This is a genomic window from Mycobacterium sp. Dal123C01, assembly GCF_052566995.1.
The window spans coordinates 2588211-2606552 of record NZ_CP199580.1 but is presented as its reverse complement, the minus strand read 5'-3'; the positions used below and the strand labels follow the sequence as shown (position 1 = coordinate 2606552).

General features: G+C 66.5%; 22 protein-coding genes. 11 read left to right on the top strand and 11 right to left on the bottom strand.

The features are described from left to right. The first annotated feature begins 43 nt into the window (after positions 1-43). A complete protein-coding gene (locus tag ACTXG5_RS12560; RefSeq protein WP_445163952.1) occupies positions 44-1084 on the top strand; it encodes an Rv1157c family protein in 1041 nt (346 codons plus the stop codon). 80 nt (positions 1085-1164) lie between these two features. Here ACTXG5_RS12560 and ACTXG5_RS12555 read toward each other — a convergent pair whose 3' ends face one another. Then, positions 1165-1311 (bottom strand): DUF1059 domain-containing protein, encoded by a 147-nt coding sequence (locus ACTXG5_RS12555; RefSeq protein ID WP_313860742.1) that lies wholly within the window; start codon positions 1309-1311, stop codon positions 1165-1167. Positions 1312-1338: 27 nt separating this feature from the next. Continuing rightward, the gene (locus ACTXG5_RS12550; protein ID WP_445164389.1) at positions 1339-1920 is read right to left on the bottom strand and encodes an HhH-GPD-type base excision DNA repair protein; all 582 of its coding nucleotides are present in this window, start codon (positions 1918-1920) and stop codon (positions 1339-1341) included. Between the two features lie 80 nt (positions 1921-2000). Here ACTXG5_RS12550 and ACTXG5_RS12545 point away from each other — a divergent pair, with 80 nt between their 5' ends. Beyond that, the gene (locus ACTXG5_RS12545; RefSeq protein WP_445163951.1) at positions 2001-2534 is read left to right on the top strand and encodes a nuclear transport factor 2 family protein; all 534 of its coding nucleotides are present in this window, start codon (positions 2001-2003) and stop codon (positions 2532-2534) included. A 23-nt stretch (positions 2535-2557) separates the two neighbouring features. On the opposite strand, the gene ACTXG5_RS12540 is transcribed toward ACTXG5_RS12545, so the two are convergent. Further along, on the bottom strand, positions 2558-2752 hold the full coding sequence (locus tag ACTXG5_RS12540) for a DUF5302 domain-containing protein (protein ID WP_445163950.1): 195 nt from the start codon (positions 2750-2752) through the stop codon (positions 2558-2560). 18 nt (positions 2753-2770) lie between these two features. Then, positions 2771-3214 (bottom strand): PPOX class F420-dependent oxidoreductase, encoded by a 444-nt coding sequence (locus ACTXG5_RS12535; protein WP_445163949.1) that lies wholly within the window; start codon positions 3212-3214, stop codon positions 2771-2773. A 35-nt stretch (positions 3215-3249) separates the two neighbouring features. Here ACTXG5_RS12535 and ACTXG5_RS12530 point away from each other — a divergent pair, with 35 nt between their 5' ends. Next, the gene (locus ACTXG5_RS12530; protein WP_445163948.1) at positions 3250-3771 is read left to right on the top strand and encodes a DUF1697 domain-containing protein; all 522 of its coding nucleotides are present in this window, start codon (positions 3250-3252) and stop codon (positions 3769-3771) included. A 33-nt stretch (positions 3772-3804) separates the two neighbouring features. Continuing rightward, positions 3805-4641, top strand: a complete 837-nt coding sequence (locus ACTXG5_RS12525; protein WP_445163947.1) for a class I SAM-dependent methyltransferase — start codon at positions 3805-3807, stop codon at positions 4639-4641. Here the strand turns inward: ACTXG5_RS12525 and ACTXG5_RS12520 are convergent. Then, on the bottom strand, positions 4638-5012 hold the full coding sequence (locus ACTXG5_RS12520) for a GntR family transcriptional regulator (RefSeq protein WP_445163946.1): 375 nt from the start codon (positions 5010-5012) through the stop codon (positions 4638-4640). The genes ACTXG5_RS12525 and ACTXG5_RS12520 overlap by 4 nt on opposite strands. A gap of 37 nt (positions 5013-5049) precedes the next feature. Here ACTXG5_RS12520 and ACTXG5_RS12515 point away from each other — a divergent pair, with 37 nt between their 5' ends. Further along, positions 5050-5766 (top strand): NAD-dependent deacylase, encoded by a 717-nt coding sequence (locus tag ACTXG5_RS12515; RefSeq protein ID WP_445163945.1) that lies wholly within the window; start codon positions 5050-5052, stop codon positions 5764-5766. Positions 5767-5769: 3 nt separating this feature from the next. Here the strand turns inward: ACTXG5_RS12515 and ACTXG5_RS12510 are convergent, their stop codons facing one another. Next, positions 5770-6411, bottom strand: a complete 642-nt coding sequence (locus ACTXG5_RS12510; protein WP_445163944.1) for a class I SAM-dependent methyltransferase — start codon at positions 6409-6411, stop codon at positions 5770-5772. 98 nt (positions 6412-6509) lie between these two features. Beyond that, positions 6510-8843 (bottom strand): MMPL family transporter, encoded by a 2334-nt coding sequence (locus tag ACTXG5_RS12505; RefSeq protein WP_445163943.1) that lies wholly within the window; start codon positions 8841-8843, stop codon positions 6510-6512. 304 nt (positions 8844-9147) lie between these two features. Here ACTXG5_RS12505 and ACTXG5_RS12500 point away from each other — a divergent pair, with 304 nt between their 5' ends. Beyond that, entirely contained in the window at positions 9148-9279 is a 132-nt protein-coding gene (locus ACTXG5_RS12500) for a hypothetical protein (protein ID WP_313860576.1), read from the top strand. A 139-nt stretch (positions 9280-9418) separates the two neighbouring features. On the opposite strand, the gene ACTXG5_RS12495 is transcribed toward ACTXG5_RS12500, so the two are convergent. Both ACTXG5_RS12495 and ACTXG5_RS12490 read right to left on the bottom strand, forming a co-directional pair. Beyond that, positions 9419-10180, bottom strand: coding sequence for a 3-hydroxyacyl-CoA dehydrogenase (locus ACTXG5_RS12495; RefSeq protein ID WP_445163942.1), 762 nt, complete (start codon positions 10178-10180; stop codon positions 9419-9421). Between the two features lie 48 nt (positions 10181-10228). After that, positions 10229-11308, bottom strand: a complete 1080-nt coding sequence (locus tag ACTXG5_RS12490; protein ID WP_445163941.1) for a CaiB/BaiF CoA transferase family protein — start codon at positions 11306-11308, stop codon at positions 10229-10231. 114 nt (positions 11309-11422) lie between these two features. On the opposite strand from ACTXG5_RS12490, the gene ACTXG5_RS12485 reads away from it, so the two are divergent. Beyond that, positions 11423-12229 (top strand): enoyl-CoA hydratase, encoded by an 807-nt coding sequence (locus ACTXG5_RS12485; protein ID WP_445163940.1) that lies wholly within the window; start codon positions 11423-11425, stop codon positions 12227-12229. Positions 12230-12305: 76 nt separating this feature from the next. Continuing rightward, positions 12306-13652: a DUF2867 domain-containing protein gene (locus ACTXG5_RS12480; protein ID WP_445163939.1), complete on the top strand. Its 1347-nt coding sequence runs from the start codon at positions 12306-12308 to the stop codon at positions 13650-13652. Positions 13653-13659: 7 nt separating this feature from the next. Here the strand turns inward: ACTXG5_RS12480 and ACTXG5_RS12475 are convergent, their stop codons facing one another. Together ACTXG5_RS12475 and ACTXG5_RS12470 are read right to left on the bottom strand one after the other, a co-directional pair. Then, positions 13660-14382 (bottom strand): lysostaphin resistance A-like protein, encoded by a 723-nt coding sequence (locus ACTXG5_RS12475; protein WP_445163938.1) that lies wholly within the window; start codon positions 14380-14382, stop codon positions 13660-13662. Next, on the bottom strand, positions 14379-15527 hold the full coding sequence (locus ACTXG5_RS12470; RefSeq protein ID WP_445163937.1) for an NAD(P)H-binding protein: 1149 nt from the start codon (positions 15525-15527) through the stop codon (positions 14379-14381). Before ACTXG5_RS12470 ends, ACTXG5_RS12475 begins: the two co-directional genes overlap by 4 nt. A 222-nt stretch (positions 15528-15749) precedes the next feature. Between ACTXG5_RS12470 and ACTXG5_RS12465 the strand changes: the two genes are divergently transcribed. The 3 genes from ACTXG5_RS12465 to ACTXG5_RS12455 are packed head-to-tail and all read left to right on the top strand — an operon-like array spanning position 15750 to position 18304. Further along, positions 15750-16766, top strand: coding sequence for a type III polyketide synthase (locus ACTXG5_RS12465; RefSeq protein WP_445164388.1), 1017 nt, complete (start codon positions 15750-15752; stop codon positions 16764-16766). A gap of 24 nt (positions 16767-16790) precedes the next feature. Then, positions 16791-17291, top strand: a complete 501-nt coding sequence (locus tag ACTXG5_RS12460; RefSeq protein WP_445163936.1) for an isoprenylcysteine carboxyl methyltransferase family protein — start codon at positions 16791-16793, stop codon at positions 17289-17291. After that, positions 17288-18304, top strand: a complete 1017-nt coding sequence (locus ACTXG5_RS12455) for an NAD(P)/FAD-dependent oxidoreductase (protein WP_445163935.1) — start codon at positions 17288-17290, stop codon at positions 18302-18304. The genes ACTXG5_RS12460 and ACTXG5_RS12455 overlap by 4 nt, the downstream gene beginning before the upstream one ends. The last annotated feature ends 38 nt before the right edge of the window (positions 18305-18342 follow it).

Genomic DNA, 18342 nt, shown 5'->3' with positions numbered 1-18342 from the left:
CCTGCTAAACGGCTAACCAACAACCGAAGGACTGGAGGACATCGTGGCAAGCACTTGGAATCTGTCCAAAGGTTTGGCCGCTGTCGTCACGGCATCGGCTGCCGCGTTCGGGTTCTGCCCGAGCGCGGCGGCCGACCCGGCGGCACCGCAGCCGATACCGCAACCAGGCGCGACCCAGCAACTGCCCGGCCTGCCGGCGTTATCGCAGCTGAGTCCGATAATCCAGCAGGCGGCCGGCGATCCCAGCCAAGCGACACAGCTGCTGATGGCCGCCGCGCAAGCATTCACGCACAACGCGTCAGCGCCCACCGAATCGAAGAACGTGGCCGAGTCGGTGAACCAGTTCGTGCAGGAGCCGGGTGCTCCGATTCCCGGTGCGCCGGCTCCGGCGCCTGAGGCCGCGCCGTCCGAACATGTACCCGGGGTCGGCGTCGTGCCGGGCACCCAGGCACACCTACCGACGGGCATCGACCCGGCCCACGCCGCGGGTCCGGCCCCGGTTGCCGCTCTTCCGGCCGCCACACCGCCGGCGTCCGCACCGGCCCCCGGGGCACCCGCCCCAGCAGCCGCACCCGGGCCAGGCCCAGCACCCGCTCCGGCAGCTGCACTCGCGCCGGCACCCAGCCCCGCTCCGGGCGCCGCGCCGGCCGCGGCGGCCCCGGGTTACGGCCCTAACGCCCCGATCACGCAGGACTTCATGTATCCGTCGATCGGCAGCAATTGCCTTGCGGACGGCAGTAGCGCAATAGCGGCCGCGCTGTCGGTGGCAGGGCCCGCCACGATCCCGCTGCCCGGCCCCCAAGCCGGCCAGACTGCCTACGTCTTCACCGCGGTCGGCACGCCCGGGCCAGCCGAAGTGCAGAAGCTGCCGCTGAATGTCACCTGGGTGAACCTGACCACGGGCAAGTCGGGCACCGTAACGCTCAAGCCGCGCACCGACATCAACCCCGACGGGCCCACGACATTGACCGGGATTGCCGACACCGGTTCGGGCAGCATCATGTCGACGATCTTTGGTCAGGTCACGACCAAAGAAAAGCAGTGCCAGTTCCTGCCCACCATCGGCTCAACCGTGGTGCCTTAAAAAAGCCAACCAACACCCTCCCCTAGTGCGAGCGCGCGTGTCACCGCACGACACGCGCGTTCGCCATGTCTGGGGGGGTGCTAGTACGCCATGAACAAGATCGAGTCGCGGTCGTACTCCAGGCCCGGATGAACGCTGGCCAGGTGAGCCTGGGTCAAATCGACCAGCTCATCCTCATCCTTGCCGACGATGGCTTCTCCGCACGGACACGTGATGTGTGTCTTCACGATGGCGCCTTCCCTTCTGATGACGTTCTACTTCGCCGCCTTGGCTGCTGCTTTCATCTGTTTTTTATACGCTCGCACTTTCCCCATCGATTGGTCGTCGACGATATCGGCAACGGAGATGTGCGAACCGGCCGCACCGAAGTCGCCAGCGGCCGCGCGCCAACCCTTCGGCGTCACGCCGTACTGCTTGCCAAGCAGGGCCAAAAAGATCTGCGCCTTCACGTCGCCGAAGCCGGGTAATCCCTTGATCCGCCGCAGCAGCTCGTTTCCATCGGGGTCACCGGCGGTCCACAAGCCGGCCGCGTCACCGTCATAGCGGTCCACGACGATCTGCGCCAGCGTTTGGATGCGCTTGGCCATCGACCCCGGAAACCGGTGTATCGCAGGCCTTTCCGAGCACAATGCGGCGAACTTGTCCGGGTCGTAGTCGGCGATTTCGGCGGCTGAAAGGGTCGGGAAGCTGCCCATCCGGTCCGCGATCTTCTTCGGCCCAGCGAATGCGGTCTCAAATGTGACCTGCTGGTCCAGAACCATCCCGATGAGCAGGGCCAGCGGATCGTCGGCCAGCAGCTTGTCGGCCTCAGGATCTTGAGCGAGGCAAAGTTTCACAGTCAACGACCAACCTTTCGCTGAACACCCTAAGACCGATGACGCATCATTTCAGAGACTAACCGCCGGGTTATCGTGGCGTGGTGGTGGATGAGGCGAAGTTTGCACTGATGCTGGCCCGTGACGAACTGCATCAGCTCGTCACTGCCTATTGCCGGGCCGTCGACCGCGCGGATTATGAAACGCTGCGCGGCCTGTACCACCCGGAGGCAACCGACTCGCACGGCTCGTTCTCGAAGGGCGGCGTCGAACAGTTCATCGCACAACTACAGGCGGCGGAACCGTATGTGCGTGTCTCCCAACACAACATCACCACCACGAACTTCGTGGTGGAGGGTGACGGAGCTCGCGGCGAGATCTACTGCCTGGTGTTTCACACCTTCGCCGGTCCCGACCACGACATCGACGTCATCATCGGCGGCCGGTACCTGGACACCTACATCAAGAACGACGGCCACTGGAAATTCCTTCAGCGCACCATCGTGGCGGATTGGGCCTACCAAAACGACCCGTCCCAGGTGGACTTCGGACATCCCAGCACCCGGGGAAGCCTGCGCGGTAAACCGGGCCAAACAGACCCGTCGATCAGCCTATTTCCCCCACCTCAAGGGTGAAACGCCTTGTCGGACAACGATTATTAGCCGCTCTTGCGCCGGAATTCCCGCCGGTTGCCCTCCGCACCGTGCGCCCGCGACTGCTTGCCGCCGCGACCGCTTTTGGGATCGGATGCACCCGACGACTTGGCCGTCTTGCGCTCCAGGGCCTCGCGGAACTTGCGCTTGTTCTCGTCCTCTGCCCCCGAAGCGTCCTGCTCGGACTTCGATTCAGCCATACCGGCAGCCTAGCCTGGCTACCGCTTGCCCGGAGGCATGCCGTACAGGTGGGAGATCGGCAGCGTCAGCACCACCCGCCGATCGGTGACCATCGCCTGCCGGTACTCATCCCAATCCGAATGCTCACCGGCGATGTTGCGATACAACGCAATCAACGCTTCGACGGTGTCGTCGCCGGGCGCGGCCGCCGGGGGCGTCAGTTCCGCCGTGCCCTCGGCGACGGCATACGACCAGCCGTCGTCGGAGTCGACCAGGATCGAAGCCCGCGGATCGCGGCGCAAATTGCGGGTCTTGGCCCGCGGCTCGGTGATCGATACTCGAATCAACAACTCGCGCGGATCGAAGTGGTAACTCACGTTCGACAGTTGCGGCCGCCCGTCACGTTTGATCGTGGCCAGCACCCCGAGGGAGTTCCCCTTGATCAGTGCCAGCAGCTTGTCGTCGAAGACTTGGCGTCCCATGTCAAGAGACTACGTCGGTCTGGTGCAATCGGATGATGACCACATACGCGGTGTTCCTGCGCGGCGTCAACGTCGGCGGCGTCAATCTCAAGATGGCCGAGGTGGCGACGGCCCTGACCGACGCCGGATTCTCGGCCGTGCGCACCATCCTGGCCAGCGGCAACGTGCTGTTGGAGTCATCCGCCAAGGCGGCCGCGGTGCGCAAGAAAACCGAAGCCACCCTGCGCAAAAGCTTCGGTTATGACGCGTGGGTACTGGCCTACGACCTCGATGCGGTCCGCACCATCGTCGACGCGTACCCGTTCGAGCCCGAGGTCGAGGGATATCAGTCCTACGTCACGTTCGTCGCCGACACCGCAGTCCTCGATGAGCTCGCAGCGCTGGCCGATCAGGCCGGCGCCGACGAGAAGATCAGCCGCGGGGACGGCGTCGTCTATTGGCAGGTACCCAAGGGCAGCACGCTGGACAGCACGATCGGCAAGACGATGGGCAAGCCGCGGTACAAGTCATCGACCACGACGCGCAACCTGCGCACCCTGGCCAAACTGTTGCGGTGATGCTCAGGCAAAAGCTGGGTAAGGTTTGCCTCGATGACCTCTGCCCAAGAGCCTGATAAAGAGCGAGTCTCCCTCGGAGGCGTTTCCGAGACCGCCCTGCTGACGCTGAATGCGCGGGCACAGGAGGCACGCCTTCCCGATCGCGCCATCGACGATCCGATGGCGATCGCGCTGGTCGACTCGATCGACTACGACTTCACGAAGTTCGGCCGGCCCCGCCAGGACATCGCGCTGCGCGCACGGCTCTTCGACACCCAAGCCGGGTCCTACCTGGCCCAGCACCCGGCAGCGACCGTCGTGGCGCTGGCCGAGGGCCTGCAAACCAGCTTCTGGCGCTTGGACGCAAGCCATTCGGACGCCCAATTCCGTTGGCTGACAGTCGATTTACCCGAAGTCATCGATGTTCGGACGCGCCTGTTGCCGGCCTCACCGCGGATGTCGGTCTGCGCCCAGTCGGCCCTGGACTACAGCTGGATGGATTCGGTAGACCCGTCCGGCGGCGTGTTCATCACCGCCGAGGGGCTGCTGATGTATCTACAGCCCGAGCAGGCGCTGGGGCTGATTGCCCAGTGCGCCAACAGGTTTCCCGGCGGTTCGATGATCTTCGACCTGCCGCCGCCCTGGTTCGCCAAGGTGAGCCAGCGCGGCATGCGTACCTCGCGACGTTACAAGGGGCCGCCGTTGCCGTTCAGCCTGTCGGTTGCCGAGGCGGCCGACCTGGTGAGCACCGTCCCCGGTGTGCGCGCCGTACACCAGCTGCGGCTGCCACCGGGACGCGGCCGGGCGTTCAACGCCGCGGTATCGATGCTGTACCGCGTACGCCTTTTCGACGCGCTGCGGCCGTGCCTGACGCTGCTGGAATTCGGCTAGCGCGAGTCCTCGTCGGGTACCGCCTCGACGTAGCGCAGCGCGTCGGCCTTCTTCAGCCCGAGGCCGTGGGCAACGTGGACGTACTCGCGGGCCGCCGCCGCCATCGCGGCGTCGGTCGGGTCATAGCGGGCGATGAAAGTGCCGAAGCGGCCCCGGGTTTCGACGATGGCCGCCGTTTCCAGCTCACGGTATGCGCGCGCCACCGTGTTGACGGCCACGCCCAGTTGTCCGGCCAGCTCGCGCACCGTCGGCAACCGGCTGCCGGGCGGCAACGCGCCGTCCCGGACACCATCGATGACCTGCGTCCTCAGTTGGTCGAACAGCGGCCGACCGGCCTTCAGGTCGACCCGTAGCCATTCGCCCAGCTCCACGTGTCCAGTATCACCCAAGCACCGCTATCTTGGTGGCATGCGAGTGACGGTGCTGAGCGGCGCAGGGATCTCCGCAGAAAGCGGAGTGCCGACATTTCGCGACGACAAGAACGGATTGTGGGCCCGTTTCGACCCCTACGAGCTCTCCAGCACCCAAGGCTGGCTCGACAACCCCGAGCGGGTGTGGGGGTGGTATTTGTGGCGGCATTACCTGGTGGCCACCGTCGAGCCCAATGACGGGCACCGCGCCATCGCCGCGTGGCAGGACTACGCCGAGGTCACTGTCGTCACCCAGAACGTCGACGACCTGCACGAGCGTGCAGGCAGCGCGCCGGTGCACCACCTACACGGCAGCCTTTTCGAATTCCGTTGCGCGAGTTGCGATATGTCCTACAGCGACGCACTACCCGAGATGCCCGAACCGGCACTGGAGGTACAGCCGCCGCTGTGCCCGCGCTGCGGCGGGATGATTCGGCCCGACATCGTGTGGTTCGGTGAGCAGCTACCCGAAGAGCCGTGGCAGCAGGCGGTCGAGGCGACCCAAGCCGCCGACGTGATGGTGGTGGTGGGGACCTCGGCGATCGTCTATCCGGCCGCCGGCCTCGCCGATCTTGCGCTGTCGCGCGGCACGGTCGTGATCGAGGTCAATCCCGAGCCCACACCACTGTCCGGCAACGCCACGATCAGCATTCGCGAGTCGGCGAGTCGGGCATTGCCGGGGCTGCTGCAGCGGCTGCCCGCCCTACTGAAGTAAGCGCTACGGCCTGCGCGCCCGTCCCACCAACAGCTCCGACACCGGCATCGGTGACCAGGCGGGCAGTGTCCACTCCCGCCGGGAGGTGTCCACCTCGAATCCGGCCTCGACGATCGCGCGTTCGGTATCGCGATGGGTGTGGCAGTTCCCCAGGAACCGGGGCCACACCGTCGCGTCGGCGAACCGCTGCAGCCGGCCCCGCATACCGGTGCTGGCGATGTGCTCGAGGTAGCGCAACTCCCCGCCGGGCCGCAGTAATGAATACAGGCGCCGCAGCACCATCTCTGGGTCGCGCACCGAGCACAACACCAGCGAGCACACCACCGCGTCGAAGAGCTCCCCGCCGCTGAACTCCTCCACGGTCTCGTTGGTCAGGACAACCGCAACCGGTGCCGCCGCGGCCGCCGCCCGCGCCCGGGCCGCCAGTCGTGGCTCGGGCTCCATCGCAACCACCTGTTCTACCGATGCGGGGTAGTTCGGGAAGTTCGTTCCGATACCCGCCCCGACTTCGAGCACCCGGCCCGACAAGCCGGCCAGGTTCTCCCGGCGCAGCGCCCGCACCGCCTCCGCCTCATGAGCGGCAGCCACCGGCCACACCCGCGCAAAAAACCGGTTATCCAACGTTGTTGCCGTTGCTGAAGTCATCCCCCACCCTCCGATTCCCTCAGCATAGAGGCCCTCCGAGGCCCGCGACTGCGGATCCGCGAGGTTGCGATCAACACTCCCCACGGCATGCGGCACCCTCAACCGATTTTCGTCACCGACTCGCTGAGCTGGTGCCCGTTGTGCTCCACCGAGATCGCGATCGGCTCGACGGGCGCGGCCGGTTCGGTCGGTCCCTCGCTGATGCCGAACCGCTCGTGCAACCAGACCAGCGGCCTGGGCGCCCACCAGTTCCACCGGCCCATCACATGCATGAAGGCCGGAACCAGAACCATCCGCACCAGGGTGGCGTCCACCAGTACGGCGAGGGTCAGACCGAGGCCGAACATCCGCATGAACGACACGTGCGCGGCGATCAACGCGGCGAACGACATCGACATCACCAATGCGGCCGCGGTGATCACCCGGCCGGTGCGCGCGACGCCGTGCGCCACCGCTTCGTCGTTGGCGGCGTGCGCCTGTTTGGCGCTCAGCTTTGCCGGTCGAGCAGCTCCGGAGACCAGCCAGTACTCCCGGATCCGGGAGATCAAGAACACCTCATAGTCCATGGACAAGCCAAATGCGATGCAGAACAACAACACCGGCATATTCGCCACGAGCGTCCCGCTCGGGGTTGTTCCCAGGGCGCCGAGATGGCCGTCCTGGAAGATCCACACCAGCGCACCGAACGCGGCGGTCAACGAGAGCACGTTGCATATCAGCGCCTTGACCGGCAGCACCACGCTGCCGGTGAGCAGGAACAGCAGCACGAAGGTGATCGCGGCCATCACCCCCAACACCAGCGGAAGGCGATCCGTCACCGCATCGACACTGTCGCGGTTGATCTGCGCGCCGCCGGCCATCTCAACGGCGCGACCGGCGGGCCCGGGCACCTGGTGCAACCGGGTGAGCTGGGTGTCGTTCGCTTGGGAGAACAGCGGCGCCGTGCTGCTCACGGTCAGGAAAGCGCTGCCGTCGACAAGCCCGGTTGCCGCGGCCGGTGGTCCCACCCGGTCGCCGCCCACGAACGTCCCAGTCGGGTCGGTTACCGCCGACACCTCGGGAACCCGCGACAAGTCGGCGGCATATTTATCAAGATCCGCCGGGGCCAGACCACGGGCATCGGAGACGACGATGGGCACCGCCGTCGCGGAATCGTGCTCGAAACCGGTGCGCAGCCGGTCACCGACCTGATGCGACGACGACGAAGGCGGCAGCACCCGGTCGTCGGGGAAACCCCATTTCACCGAGAGGAACGGAAGCCCGAGCAGCAGCAGAACGGCGGTGACGGCCAGCCCGACCGGCAGCCAACGGCGCATGACGAATTTACTCGACCGATACCAGAACAGCTGCTCGACCGGCTTGTGTACCGGCTCGGCGCGGTGCAGCACTCGACGCACCAACCGGCGCACGTCCAAAGCATCCAGCCGGGGACCCAGCAGCACAATCGCGGCCGGGGTCAGCACAATGGACGCGGTCGCGACGAATGCCACCGTGGCCACACCCGCGTAGGCGAATGACTCCAGGAAGTACATCGGGAACAGCGCTGTCGCCGACATCGACAACGCCACAGTGACCGCGGAGAACAGCACCGTGCGCCCGGACGTGGCCATGGTCCGGATCAGTGCCTCTTCACGATCGGCGCCCTCGGCCAACTCGTCGCGATAGCGGCTGACGATCAACAGCGTGTAGTCGATGGCCAACGCCAGGCCCAGCGCGGTGCTCAGGTTGAGCGCGAAGATCGACACCTCGGTGGTAAACGTGACGAGCCGCAGCACCGTCATGGAGCCGACCACCGCCAGTGCGCCCAGCGCCATCGGCAACGCCGCCGCGAGCAGCCCACCGAACACCCAGACCAGCACCAGGAAGCTCAGCGGGATCGCGATGATCTCCATCAATAAGAGGTCTTCTTGGTTCTGCGTGTTGATCTGTGCGTACTCCATCGCCGAGCCGCCGGCGCGGACGGTGACACCGTCACGGTCGTGCACGAATTGATCGGACAGGGTTTTGGCGTTTTTCTGTGCGTCGTTTTCCCCGCCCTTGAGGTTGACCACGATCAACCCGGACTTGCTGTCCTTGCTCAGCAGATCGGCCGCGGCCTGCGGCGGCGCCGTCCAGGGCGAGGACACGTTGTAGACCAACGGCGAACGCTGCAACTCGTCGACGAGATCGGTGCCCACCTTGCGGGCCGGTTCGCTGTTGGCGCCCGCGGGGGCGGTGACCAGAATCAGCATCTGCTGACCGCTCTGCCCGAACTTGTCGGCCAGCACCGCGATGGCGCGCGCGGACTCCGAGTTCGGGTCCTGGAAACCGCCGGGGGACAAGCTCTTGGCGACCGGGATGCCGAAGATCGCCGCGGCGATGAACACCAGGATCCCGACCGCGGTGATGCGGCGCGGCGCGGCGATGGCCAACCGAGCGATCCTAGGCAGCATCGGTGCTTCCTCCCAGGTGGCGGTCCCGCGGGGGCGCGCACCATATGCGCGGTAACCTAACCGCGGTAAGTGACAGGTGTCAAACAAGTCCTTCCCGAGTCACGGGATAAGAGCCCGAATGGTTCGATGTGGTTTCAAACCCACGAACATTGAGAGTCTGGCAAGAAAAATGGGCGCCAACTAAGCCGCTCACGGGCACAAACCCGGCGCTAGACCACCGGCGAACCTACTGGCGAGTAAATTGCCAGAATTTTCCGAATCGTGACTCACCGATTCCTTAATGGTTGCTCTTAGGCTCAGTCTCATGTGGATCGACGACTTGAGCGCAGACGTCATCAAGGTTGACTTCGAGGCCCTCTACCACGGCGACGTCCTGGTGGAAGGTGAAACCTCCGAGCAGCTGGACGAATGGCACCCACTACCGAACGCGAGCTGACCATCATGAGCTTGCTCGCGCGGCTACTTATGGCCGAACCCTCGGTCTCGCGTTGGTTCCGTCGATCTCATTGATCTTTGTTGCCAACAAAAACCCCCGCCACGGCGGGGGTTTTTGTATGTCCGGGCCCAAACCGGCCTCAGCGCGGCGCCATGCGGATGGCGCCATCGAGGCGGATGACCTCGCCGTTGAGCATTGGGTTCTCCACGATGTGCACCGCCAGCGCCCCGTACTCGTCGGGATCACCCAGCCGGGCCGGGTGCGGCACCTGCTTGCCCAGCGACTGCTGCGCCTCCTCGGGCAGCGAACCCAACAGCGGGGTCTTGAACAACCCCGGCGCGATGGTCACCACGCGGATGAGCTCACGCGATAGGTCGCGCGCGATCGGCAGCGTCATGCCGACCACACCGCCCTTCGACGCCGAGTAGGCAGCCTGGCCGATCTGGCCCTCGAACGCGGCGACCGAGGCGGTGTTGATGATGACGCCACGCTCTCCTCCGTTTGAGCCGATTGGCTCAGTGTTGGCGATGCGCTCGGCGGCCAGCCGCAGCACGTTGAACGTGCCGATCAGGTTGATCCCGACCACCTTCTTGAACGCGTCCAGCGGGAACGGCCCGTCCTTGGACAGCGTCTTGATGGCGTTGCCGATGCCCGCACAGTTGACGTTGATACGCAGCGGGCCCAGCGACTCGGCGGTATCGAGCGCGCTGCCGACGGCGGCCTCATCGGTGACATCGGCCTCGACGAAGCGGGCGCGATCCCCCAGCTCGCGAACGGCGTCTTCGCCCCGCAGGTCCAGCACGACCACGTGTGCGCCCGCGTCCAGCAGCCGTTTGGTGGTGGCCAGGCCCAGACCTGAGGCGCCCCCGGTGACGACGGCAACGGCGTCTTTGATCTCCATGCAAGTCCTTTCGTGCTGCGATCTGCCGACCAACTTGTTGGTTGGGGACTATACCCAGTCGTCGAGTATCGCCTCGACGTCGGTCGCGGGCGCCGCGGGGCGCGGCGTCTCCGGCGCGGTGCGGGAGAACCGCGGCGCCGGCAGCGGCTGTAGACCGCCGTTGACTTCGTAGAACGTGTTCCGCTCGGTGATGTGCGGCTCGGTCTGCACCTCGCCGAATGCCAGCACGGGCGTCACGCACGCGTCGGAGTCCGCGAACACCTTGGCCCAGTGGTCGCGGTCGCGACTGGCGAACGTGTCGGTCAGCGCTGCCCGCAGTTCGGGCCAGCGGCTGACGTCGTTCTGCGGCGGCAGGTCGGCGGTGTCCAGGCCCAGCCCGGTCAGCATGGCGGCGTAGAACTGCGGCTCGATGGCCCCGACCGCAACGTAGCGGCCGTCGGCGCACTCATAGGTGTCGTAGTAGGGCGCGCCGCCGTCGAGCATGTTGGTCCCGCGCGCGTCGGTCCACATCCCCGAGGCGCGCATCTGCCACATCATCTGGATCAGCACGCTGGACCCGTCCACCATCGCGGCGTCAACGACCTGACCCTTGCCGGAACTCTGCCTCTCCCACAGTGCGGACAGAATGCCGAGCAGCAGGAACATCGAACCGCCGCCGAAGTCACCGACGAGGTTCAGCGGGGGGACCGGCCGTTCGTTCGCCCGGCCGATCGAGTGCAGGATGCCGTTCAGCGAGATGTAGTTGATGTCGTGGCCCGCCTGCTGGCTGCGTGGGCCCGTTTGGCCCCAGCCGGTCATCCGGGCGTAGACCAGACGGTCGTTGACCTCGGCGCAGTCCTCCGGGCCCAGACCGAGCCGCTCGGTGACGCCGGGGCGGTAACCCTCGATCAGCACGTCGGCCTTGGCGATCAGTTTGAGGACGAGTTCGCGTCCTTCGCCGGACTTGAGGTCGGCGGCCACGATGCGGCGGTTGCGGCTCATGGCGTCCTTAACGGCGCCGCCGGTGCCCCCGGGCCGATCGATGCGCACCACGTCGGCACCCAGATCTCCCAGTATCATCGCGGCATGCGGGCCCGGCCCGATGCCGGCCAGCTCCACAACCCGTAGTCCATTGAGCGGTCCCGCCATGATCCACCGACCTTTCGTCTGCTCTGACGCGTGTCAACCCGGTCGTTGGCATCTTCCCAGTCGCGCTCGACGGCCGCGCAGCCCGGTCGCCTACCCGGTCGTTATCGTGAGCCCATGCCCGAATCCGTGCTCGACACCCAGACGTCCACCGCAGGTCTTGCCGTCACCCTGTCCGACGGCGTGCTGTCGGTGACGATCGATCGGCCGGACAGCCTCAACTCGGTGAACGCGCCGGTGCTGGCCGGGATCGCCGACGCGATGGAAGGCGCGGCCACCGATCCGCGCGTGCAGGTGGTGCGCTTCGGCGGCGCGGGTCGGGGCTTCTGCTCCGGAGCGGGCATCAGCGCCGACGACCTGGCCAGCGGCGGCCCGGGCACCGAGATCATCGCCGAGGCCAACCGCGCCATACGCGCCATCGTCGCGCTGCCGCGGCCGGTCGTCGCGGTAATTCAGGGGCCTGCGGCAGGCATAGGTGTTTCCCTGGCCCTGGCCTGTGACCTCGTATTGGCTTCTGAGAAAGCATTTTTCATGCTTGCCTTCACGAAGATCGGGTTGATGCCCGACGGCGGTGCCTCGGCATTGGTCGCCGCGGCGATCGGCCGGATCGGTGCGATGCGAATGGCTCTACTGGCCGAGCGGTTGCCGGCCGCCGAGGCGTTGGCGGCCGGGCTGGCCACCGCGGTCTATCCGGCCGAGGACTTCGACGCCGAGGTCGACAAGGTGATCGCGAAACTGGCGGCGGGCCCCGCCCTGGCCTACGCCAAGACCAAGGACTCGATCAACGCGGCCACGCTGACCGAGTTGGACGCGGCCCTCGAGCGCGAACTCCGCGGCCAGTCCACTCTGCTGCGGTCCCACGACTTCGTCGAGGGCGCAACCGCATTCCAACAGCGCCGCAGTCCGAACTTCACCGACCGCTAGCAGCCTTAGCGGTCGGGTCAGCCGGCCATCCTTCCGTGCGTCAGCTCCGAATAACTGACGTGCAGGGAGGTAAACAATGGCGGGACAGCTGCGCTGTCTGGTGACCGGGGCAACCGGCTACATCGGCGCTCGATTGGTGCCTCGCTTGCTCGACGAAGGCCACCGCGTGCGTGCGCTGGCCCGAAACCCGGACAAGTTGGCGGACGTGCCGTGGCGCGAGCAGGTCGAGGTGGCGCGCGGCGACCTCGCCGACGTCGAGTCGTTGATCGACGCGTTCGACGGGATGGACGTCGTCTACTACCTGGTCCATTCGATGGGGACATCGAAGAATTTCGCTGCCGAGGAGGGCCGCTCGGTCCGCAACGTCGTGACGGCGGCGCAGCGCTGCGGAGTACGGCGAGTCGTGTATCTGAGCGGGCTGCATCCGGACGGCAGCGGGCTCTCGCCACACCTCGAATCGCGTAAGGCCGTGGGCGAAGCGCTGATCGACTCGGGGATCGAGGCGGTGGTGCTGCAGGCCGGCGTCGTCATCGGGTCGGGGTCGGCGTCGTTCGAGATGATCCGGCACCTCACCGATCGGTTGCCGGTGATGACCACGCCGAAGTGGGTGCGCAACAGAATCCAGCCCATCGCGGTGCGTGACGTGCTCCACTACCTGGTCGCCGCGGCAACTGCCCCGGTGCCTAGCGCAGAGCGGGCGCGGACCTGGGATGTCGGTGGGCCCGACGTTTTGGAGTACGGCGACATGATGCGCGTCTATGCCGAAGTCGCGGGCCTGCACCGGCGCTACCTGTTCGTGCTGCCGTTTTTGACGCCGTCGATCGCCAGCCTATGGGTTGGGACAGTAACCCCGATTCCGTCCGGTTTGGCACGCCCGCTGATCGAATCGCTGGAATGCGATGCGGTGATGCGTAATTCCGATATCGACACCATCATCGAGCCGCCGCCGGGCGGCCTTACCCCCTACCGCTACGCCGTCGAGTTGGCGCTCAACCGGACGGCGCAGGGCCAGCCCGGGGCCGCCTGGGCCTCGTCACGCCCCGAGCCGGCCGGGCCGCTGCCCAGCGACCCGGACTGGGCGGGTGAAATCGTCTACACCGACGTGCGGACGGCATCGACAACCGCAGGGCCCGAAGAAGTCTGGACGGCAGCGGAAAAGGCCGCCACTGACCACGCCCGGTGGACCGTGGCGGAGCGCGAACCCGGAACCACGCTGCGGCTGCGCTCCCCGATGCGCGCCAGGGGAACGGCGTGGCTGGAAATGACGGTCACGCCGCAAGACGGCGGCGGCAGCAGGTACTCCCAGCGGGCGACCTTTGTGCCGACCGGCGTCCAGGGGCGTTTGTACTGGTTTCTTGCGCGGCCCCTGCATACCGTTGCGCTGGCTGCCCTGGCGCGCAACATCATTGGCGCTGCCGAGTAGCCGGCGCCTAGACGCCGAACATCGGCGGCAAAACGAGCACCATGATCAGACCCCAGAAAAAGTGGGTCAGCATCGGCGCCAGAATCCCGCCGCTGGCCCGGCGTTCCAAGGCGCACACGGTGCCGAGGATGATCGCGGCAAAGCCGAGCATCGGGTTCCCACTCGCCAAGGTCACACAGAGGTACAAGAGAGTCGAAATCGCCACTGGCGCAAGGCGGCCCAGCGCCGTGTACAACGCACCACGGAAGAACATCTCCTCGGCGACGCCGTTGATCAGGGTGATCACAACGACCAGCCAAAACGATCCATGGTGGGCAAATTGCAGGACTCGGGCGATCAGCGACGCAACGGCCGGAATCTCGCGGGCGACCAGTCCGCCGAGTACGAAGACGCCGCCCAGGAGCAGGCCGATGATTGTGCCGCTGATGACCGGGCGCTGGTTGCGGCCGCGCCAGTTGATACCGCCCAGGTGCAGCGGGCCGGAGAGGAACGCACCCACGATCCACACAGCCGCCAACACCAGGGTCAGCCAGTAGAAACTCGACTCCCCCGGCGCACGCCGCAGCGAAAAGCCCAGTACCGCAGCGCCGATCACTAACGTGATCGCGACGACAACCCTACGTCGCCGCACCACTGACGGCGATTCATGGTGCGGCACAGCGACATTGGTGATGGCGCGACGCAGCTCGGAGAACACGCTGGTGTGGTACGGGCTGGTGGACTGGGTCATGCCGGACGTACCTTCGGGGTCAACGCGATCAAGAGGTCGAGCCCGGTTCGCACTGCTCCCGCGAGCGGTCCAGGCACCAAATTCACCAGTCTCAGGGTGGGCCGCGCGATGGGCAGGGTCACCGCCCGGGCGACCCGCCGGATTCGCAGCGCATCCCCGCCGGCCCACGCCGGATCGGTGTCGGCGAGGTCGTGGGGATCGGCCAGGGCGTTGACGGGCCGCGGCGCACGCCTGGCCAGGCCCCGCAAGGCCAGCTCGATGGCATCCTCGACACCCAGTAGTCCGCCGGGCGGGTCGGGTACCCGACTGCGCAGGTCGCTGGCGGAGGCCACCATCGGATGATCCAGCGACTCGACCAGGTCGGAGGCCAATCCTTGCGGCACCGGCAGGGCGAAGCCGGTGATCAACGAGGCCAGCGCCGGGTTGACCCACGGCACCCACACCGACGCATGCCACCTGCCGGCGATACGCGCATACGTCTTGAGCAGGTCCCGATACGACGTCGTGTCGGGACCGTGGATGTCGTAGGCGCCGGCCGGGACCCGGTCGGGATCGGCCGCGGCGACGAGGTAGTGCAACACATCCCGGATGGAGATCGGATCGATCGGGTTCTCCAGCCACTCCGGGATCGGAACGAACGGAAACCGGTCTCCGACGTAGCGCATCATCTCGAACGACGTCGACCCGGCGCCGATGATGATGGCCGCGCCCAGCCACACCAGTTCCGGACCGTCGGGGACCGTCAGGGCCTCGGCCACCTCGGCCCGGCTGGCCAGATGGTCGGACAGTGCCCCGCCCGCGGGCACAAACCCACCCAGGTAGACGATGCGGCGCACCCCGGCGTCCCTGGCGGCGGCGGCGACGTTGGCGGCCGCGACCTGGTCGGCTTCGCGGAAGTCGGGCTGACCGATCGCGTGCACGAGGTAATAGACCACGTCGACCGGGCCCGCCGCGTCCATCGCCGCCTGCGCCGACGCGGGATCCGACGCATCCAGCCGGACCGGCGCGACATCGCCGTACCAGCCGAACCGCCTAAGACGCTTGGGGTTTCGAGTAGCGGCAACCACCTGGTGTTGGCTCGCGAGCAGCTCCGTGACCAGCCGAGATCCCACGTAACCCGTCGCACCGGTGACCAGAATCCGCATACTCCCGACCCTATCCCGGATGGCGCGCACGCCGTGGTCGGGGAACCACCCTGCCGCGCAGCGAGGAGTGACCAGTGGTCATCCTCACAACTATGAAAGCTGAACCGAGTGACCTACGGCACCGTAACCTCATGCATGAACAACATCACGGGGGGCAGTTCCGGAATCGCCGGACTGAAAACGCCGATCACCAACGCAGATCCAACCGTCTCAGCAGTATCAATGCAGTTCCCGCCTCATTATCATCCGCAAGAAGCGCTCATCGACAGGCTGAGTAGTGTCCTCGGCCCGCACTTCAAGCGCTTTGCTCTCTCGAGCGGCGTCGAGCACCGCCACCTCGCGGTGTCGATGGATCGCATGGAGCAGCTGAGCGGTTTCACCGAGGCAAACGAGGTTTATCTCGAAGTAGCACTCGATCTAGCTGAGCGGGCGCTGCTCGCGGCGCTTGACGAAGCCAAGGTCAAGCCGTCGGAGGTCGACATCATTTTCTCGACGACGGTTACCGGGCTGGCCGTGCCGTCAATCGAGGCGCGGCTGGCGAACCGGGTCGGGCTGCGCGAGGATGTCAAGCGCGTCCCATTGTTCGGCTTGGGTTGCGTGGCGGGCGCCGCCGGGGTGGCCCGCATGCATGATTACTTGCGCGCGTTTCCCGACCAGGTGGCAGCGTTGCTGGCGGTGGAACTGTGCACGCTGACGATTCAGCGCAACGACAGTTCGGTGGCCAATCTGGTGGCCACCAGCCTGTTTGGCGATGGTGCCGGCGCTGTCATCGCCAAGGGCGCCGCCCGCGCCGGTGACGAAAGTCAGGGCCCCCGGGTGTTGGCCACCCGAAGCCGCCTCTACCCGGACACCGAAGAAGTCATGGGCTGGAAAATTGGCAGCGAGGGCTTCCAGATCGTCTTGTCGGCGGATGTGGTCAACGTCGTCCAGAAATACCTCGCTGAAGATGTTCGTCAGTTCCTCGCGGACCACGGTCTAACACCGCAGGACATATCGCGATGGGTCTGCCACCCCGGCGGTCCGGCAGTGATCGAGGGGGTTGAGGAAGTGCTTGAACTGCCCGGAGACGCTCTCGATCGCACCCGAAACTCGTTGCGTGACAACGGAAATTTGTCTTCGGTCTCGGTGCTGGATGTGCTTCGGTCCAACTTGGCGGATCCGCCACCAGCGGGTTCGATGGGGCTCATGATCGCGATGGGTCCGGCTTTCTGCTCCGAGCTCGTTCTGCTGGCCTGGTAGCGGCGGCTACGGGATAGTGGTGACATGTATTACCTGCTGATCCTCGCGGTCGGGTTCGAACGCGTCGTGGAGCTGGTGCTGTCCAAGCGAAATGCGCAATGGTCTTTGACCCAGGGCGCCAAGGAGTTTGGCCGGCCGCACTACGTCGTGATGGTGGTGATTCACACCGCCCTGCTGGTCGGCTGCGTCGTCGAACCGTGGGTGCTGCACCGGCCCTTCATCCCATGGTTGGGCTGGCCGATGCTGGCCATCGCGGCGGCCAGTCAGGTGCTGCGCTGGTGGTGCATCGCCACGCTGGGCCGGCGGTGGAACACCAGGGTGATCGTGTTACCGGAGGCGCCCCTGGTGCAGCGGGGGCCCTACCGGTGGCTACACCACCCGAACTATGTTGCAGTGGTGGCCGAAGGGTTCGCATTACCGCTGGTACACACGGCGTGGCTGACTGCGGCGACATTCACGGTCGCCAACGCGATTCTGCTCAGTGTGCGTATCCGGGTGGAGAACTCCGCATTGGGCTACCGATGAGCACCTATGACACCGACCTGCTGATCGTCGGCGGCGGCCCAGGCGGCCTCGCCACGGCGCTGCAGGCACGTCGGCACGGGCTTTCGGTCATCGTGGCCGAGCCGCGCGAGGATCCCATCGACAAGGCATGCGGAGAGGGGCTGATGCCCGGCGGCCTTGCCGAACTGATGTCGCTCGGCGTCGACCCGGCCGGCATGCCGTTTCGCGGGATCGCCTATGTCAGCGAGCAACGCCGCGCCGAAGCCCTGTTTCGCAACGGGCCTGGCCGCGGGGTGCGGCGCACCACCCTGCACGCCGCGCTGGAGGCCAGGGCCAAAGAGCAAGACACCGAATGGATCCGGACGAAGGTGACAAGCGTCCAGCAGGACGCGCATGGCGTGACCGCCGCCGGTGTCCGTGCGAAGTGGTTGGTGGGAGCCGACGGACTGCACTCGGCGGTCCGGCGCTCCGTCGGCATCAAAGTCACGGCGGGAAACCCGCGACGCTACGGCGTGCGTTGGCATTTCACGGTGCCGGCATGGTCGGAGTTCGTCGAAGTGTATTGGTCCCGGCGAGGTGAGGCGTACGTGACGCCGGTGGAACCCGATCTGGTCGGGGTGGCGATCCTGTCTCGGGGGCAGCCCGACCTGGGCTGGTTCCCGCAGCTGGCCCGGCATCTCGAGGGCGCCGGCCGCGGGCACCCGCGCGGCTGCGGCCCGTTGCGGCAGGTTGTCTCTCGCCGCGTCGCGGGACGGGTGCTGTTGGTGGGCGACGCGGCGGGCTACGAGGACGCGCTGACCGGCGAGGGCGTCAGCCTGGCCGTCAAGCAAGCCGGGGCGGTGGTCGACGCCATCGTCAACGAGACACCGGCGGCCTATGAGGCTTCGTGGCACCGGGTTACCCGCAACTACCGGCTACTCACCCGGGCGCTGGTGTTGGCCAGCACGCCACGAGTGACGCGGCGCGCCATCGTGCCCGCGTGTGAGGGGCTGCCCGGCGTGTTTCGCTTCGGGGTCAACATCCTGGCGCGCTAGTTGGATGGTGGCGACCCTCCCCCGCAAGCGGGAGGTGC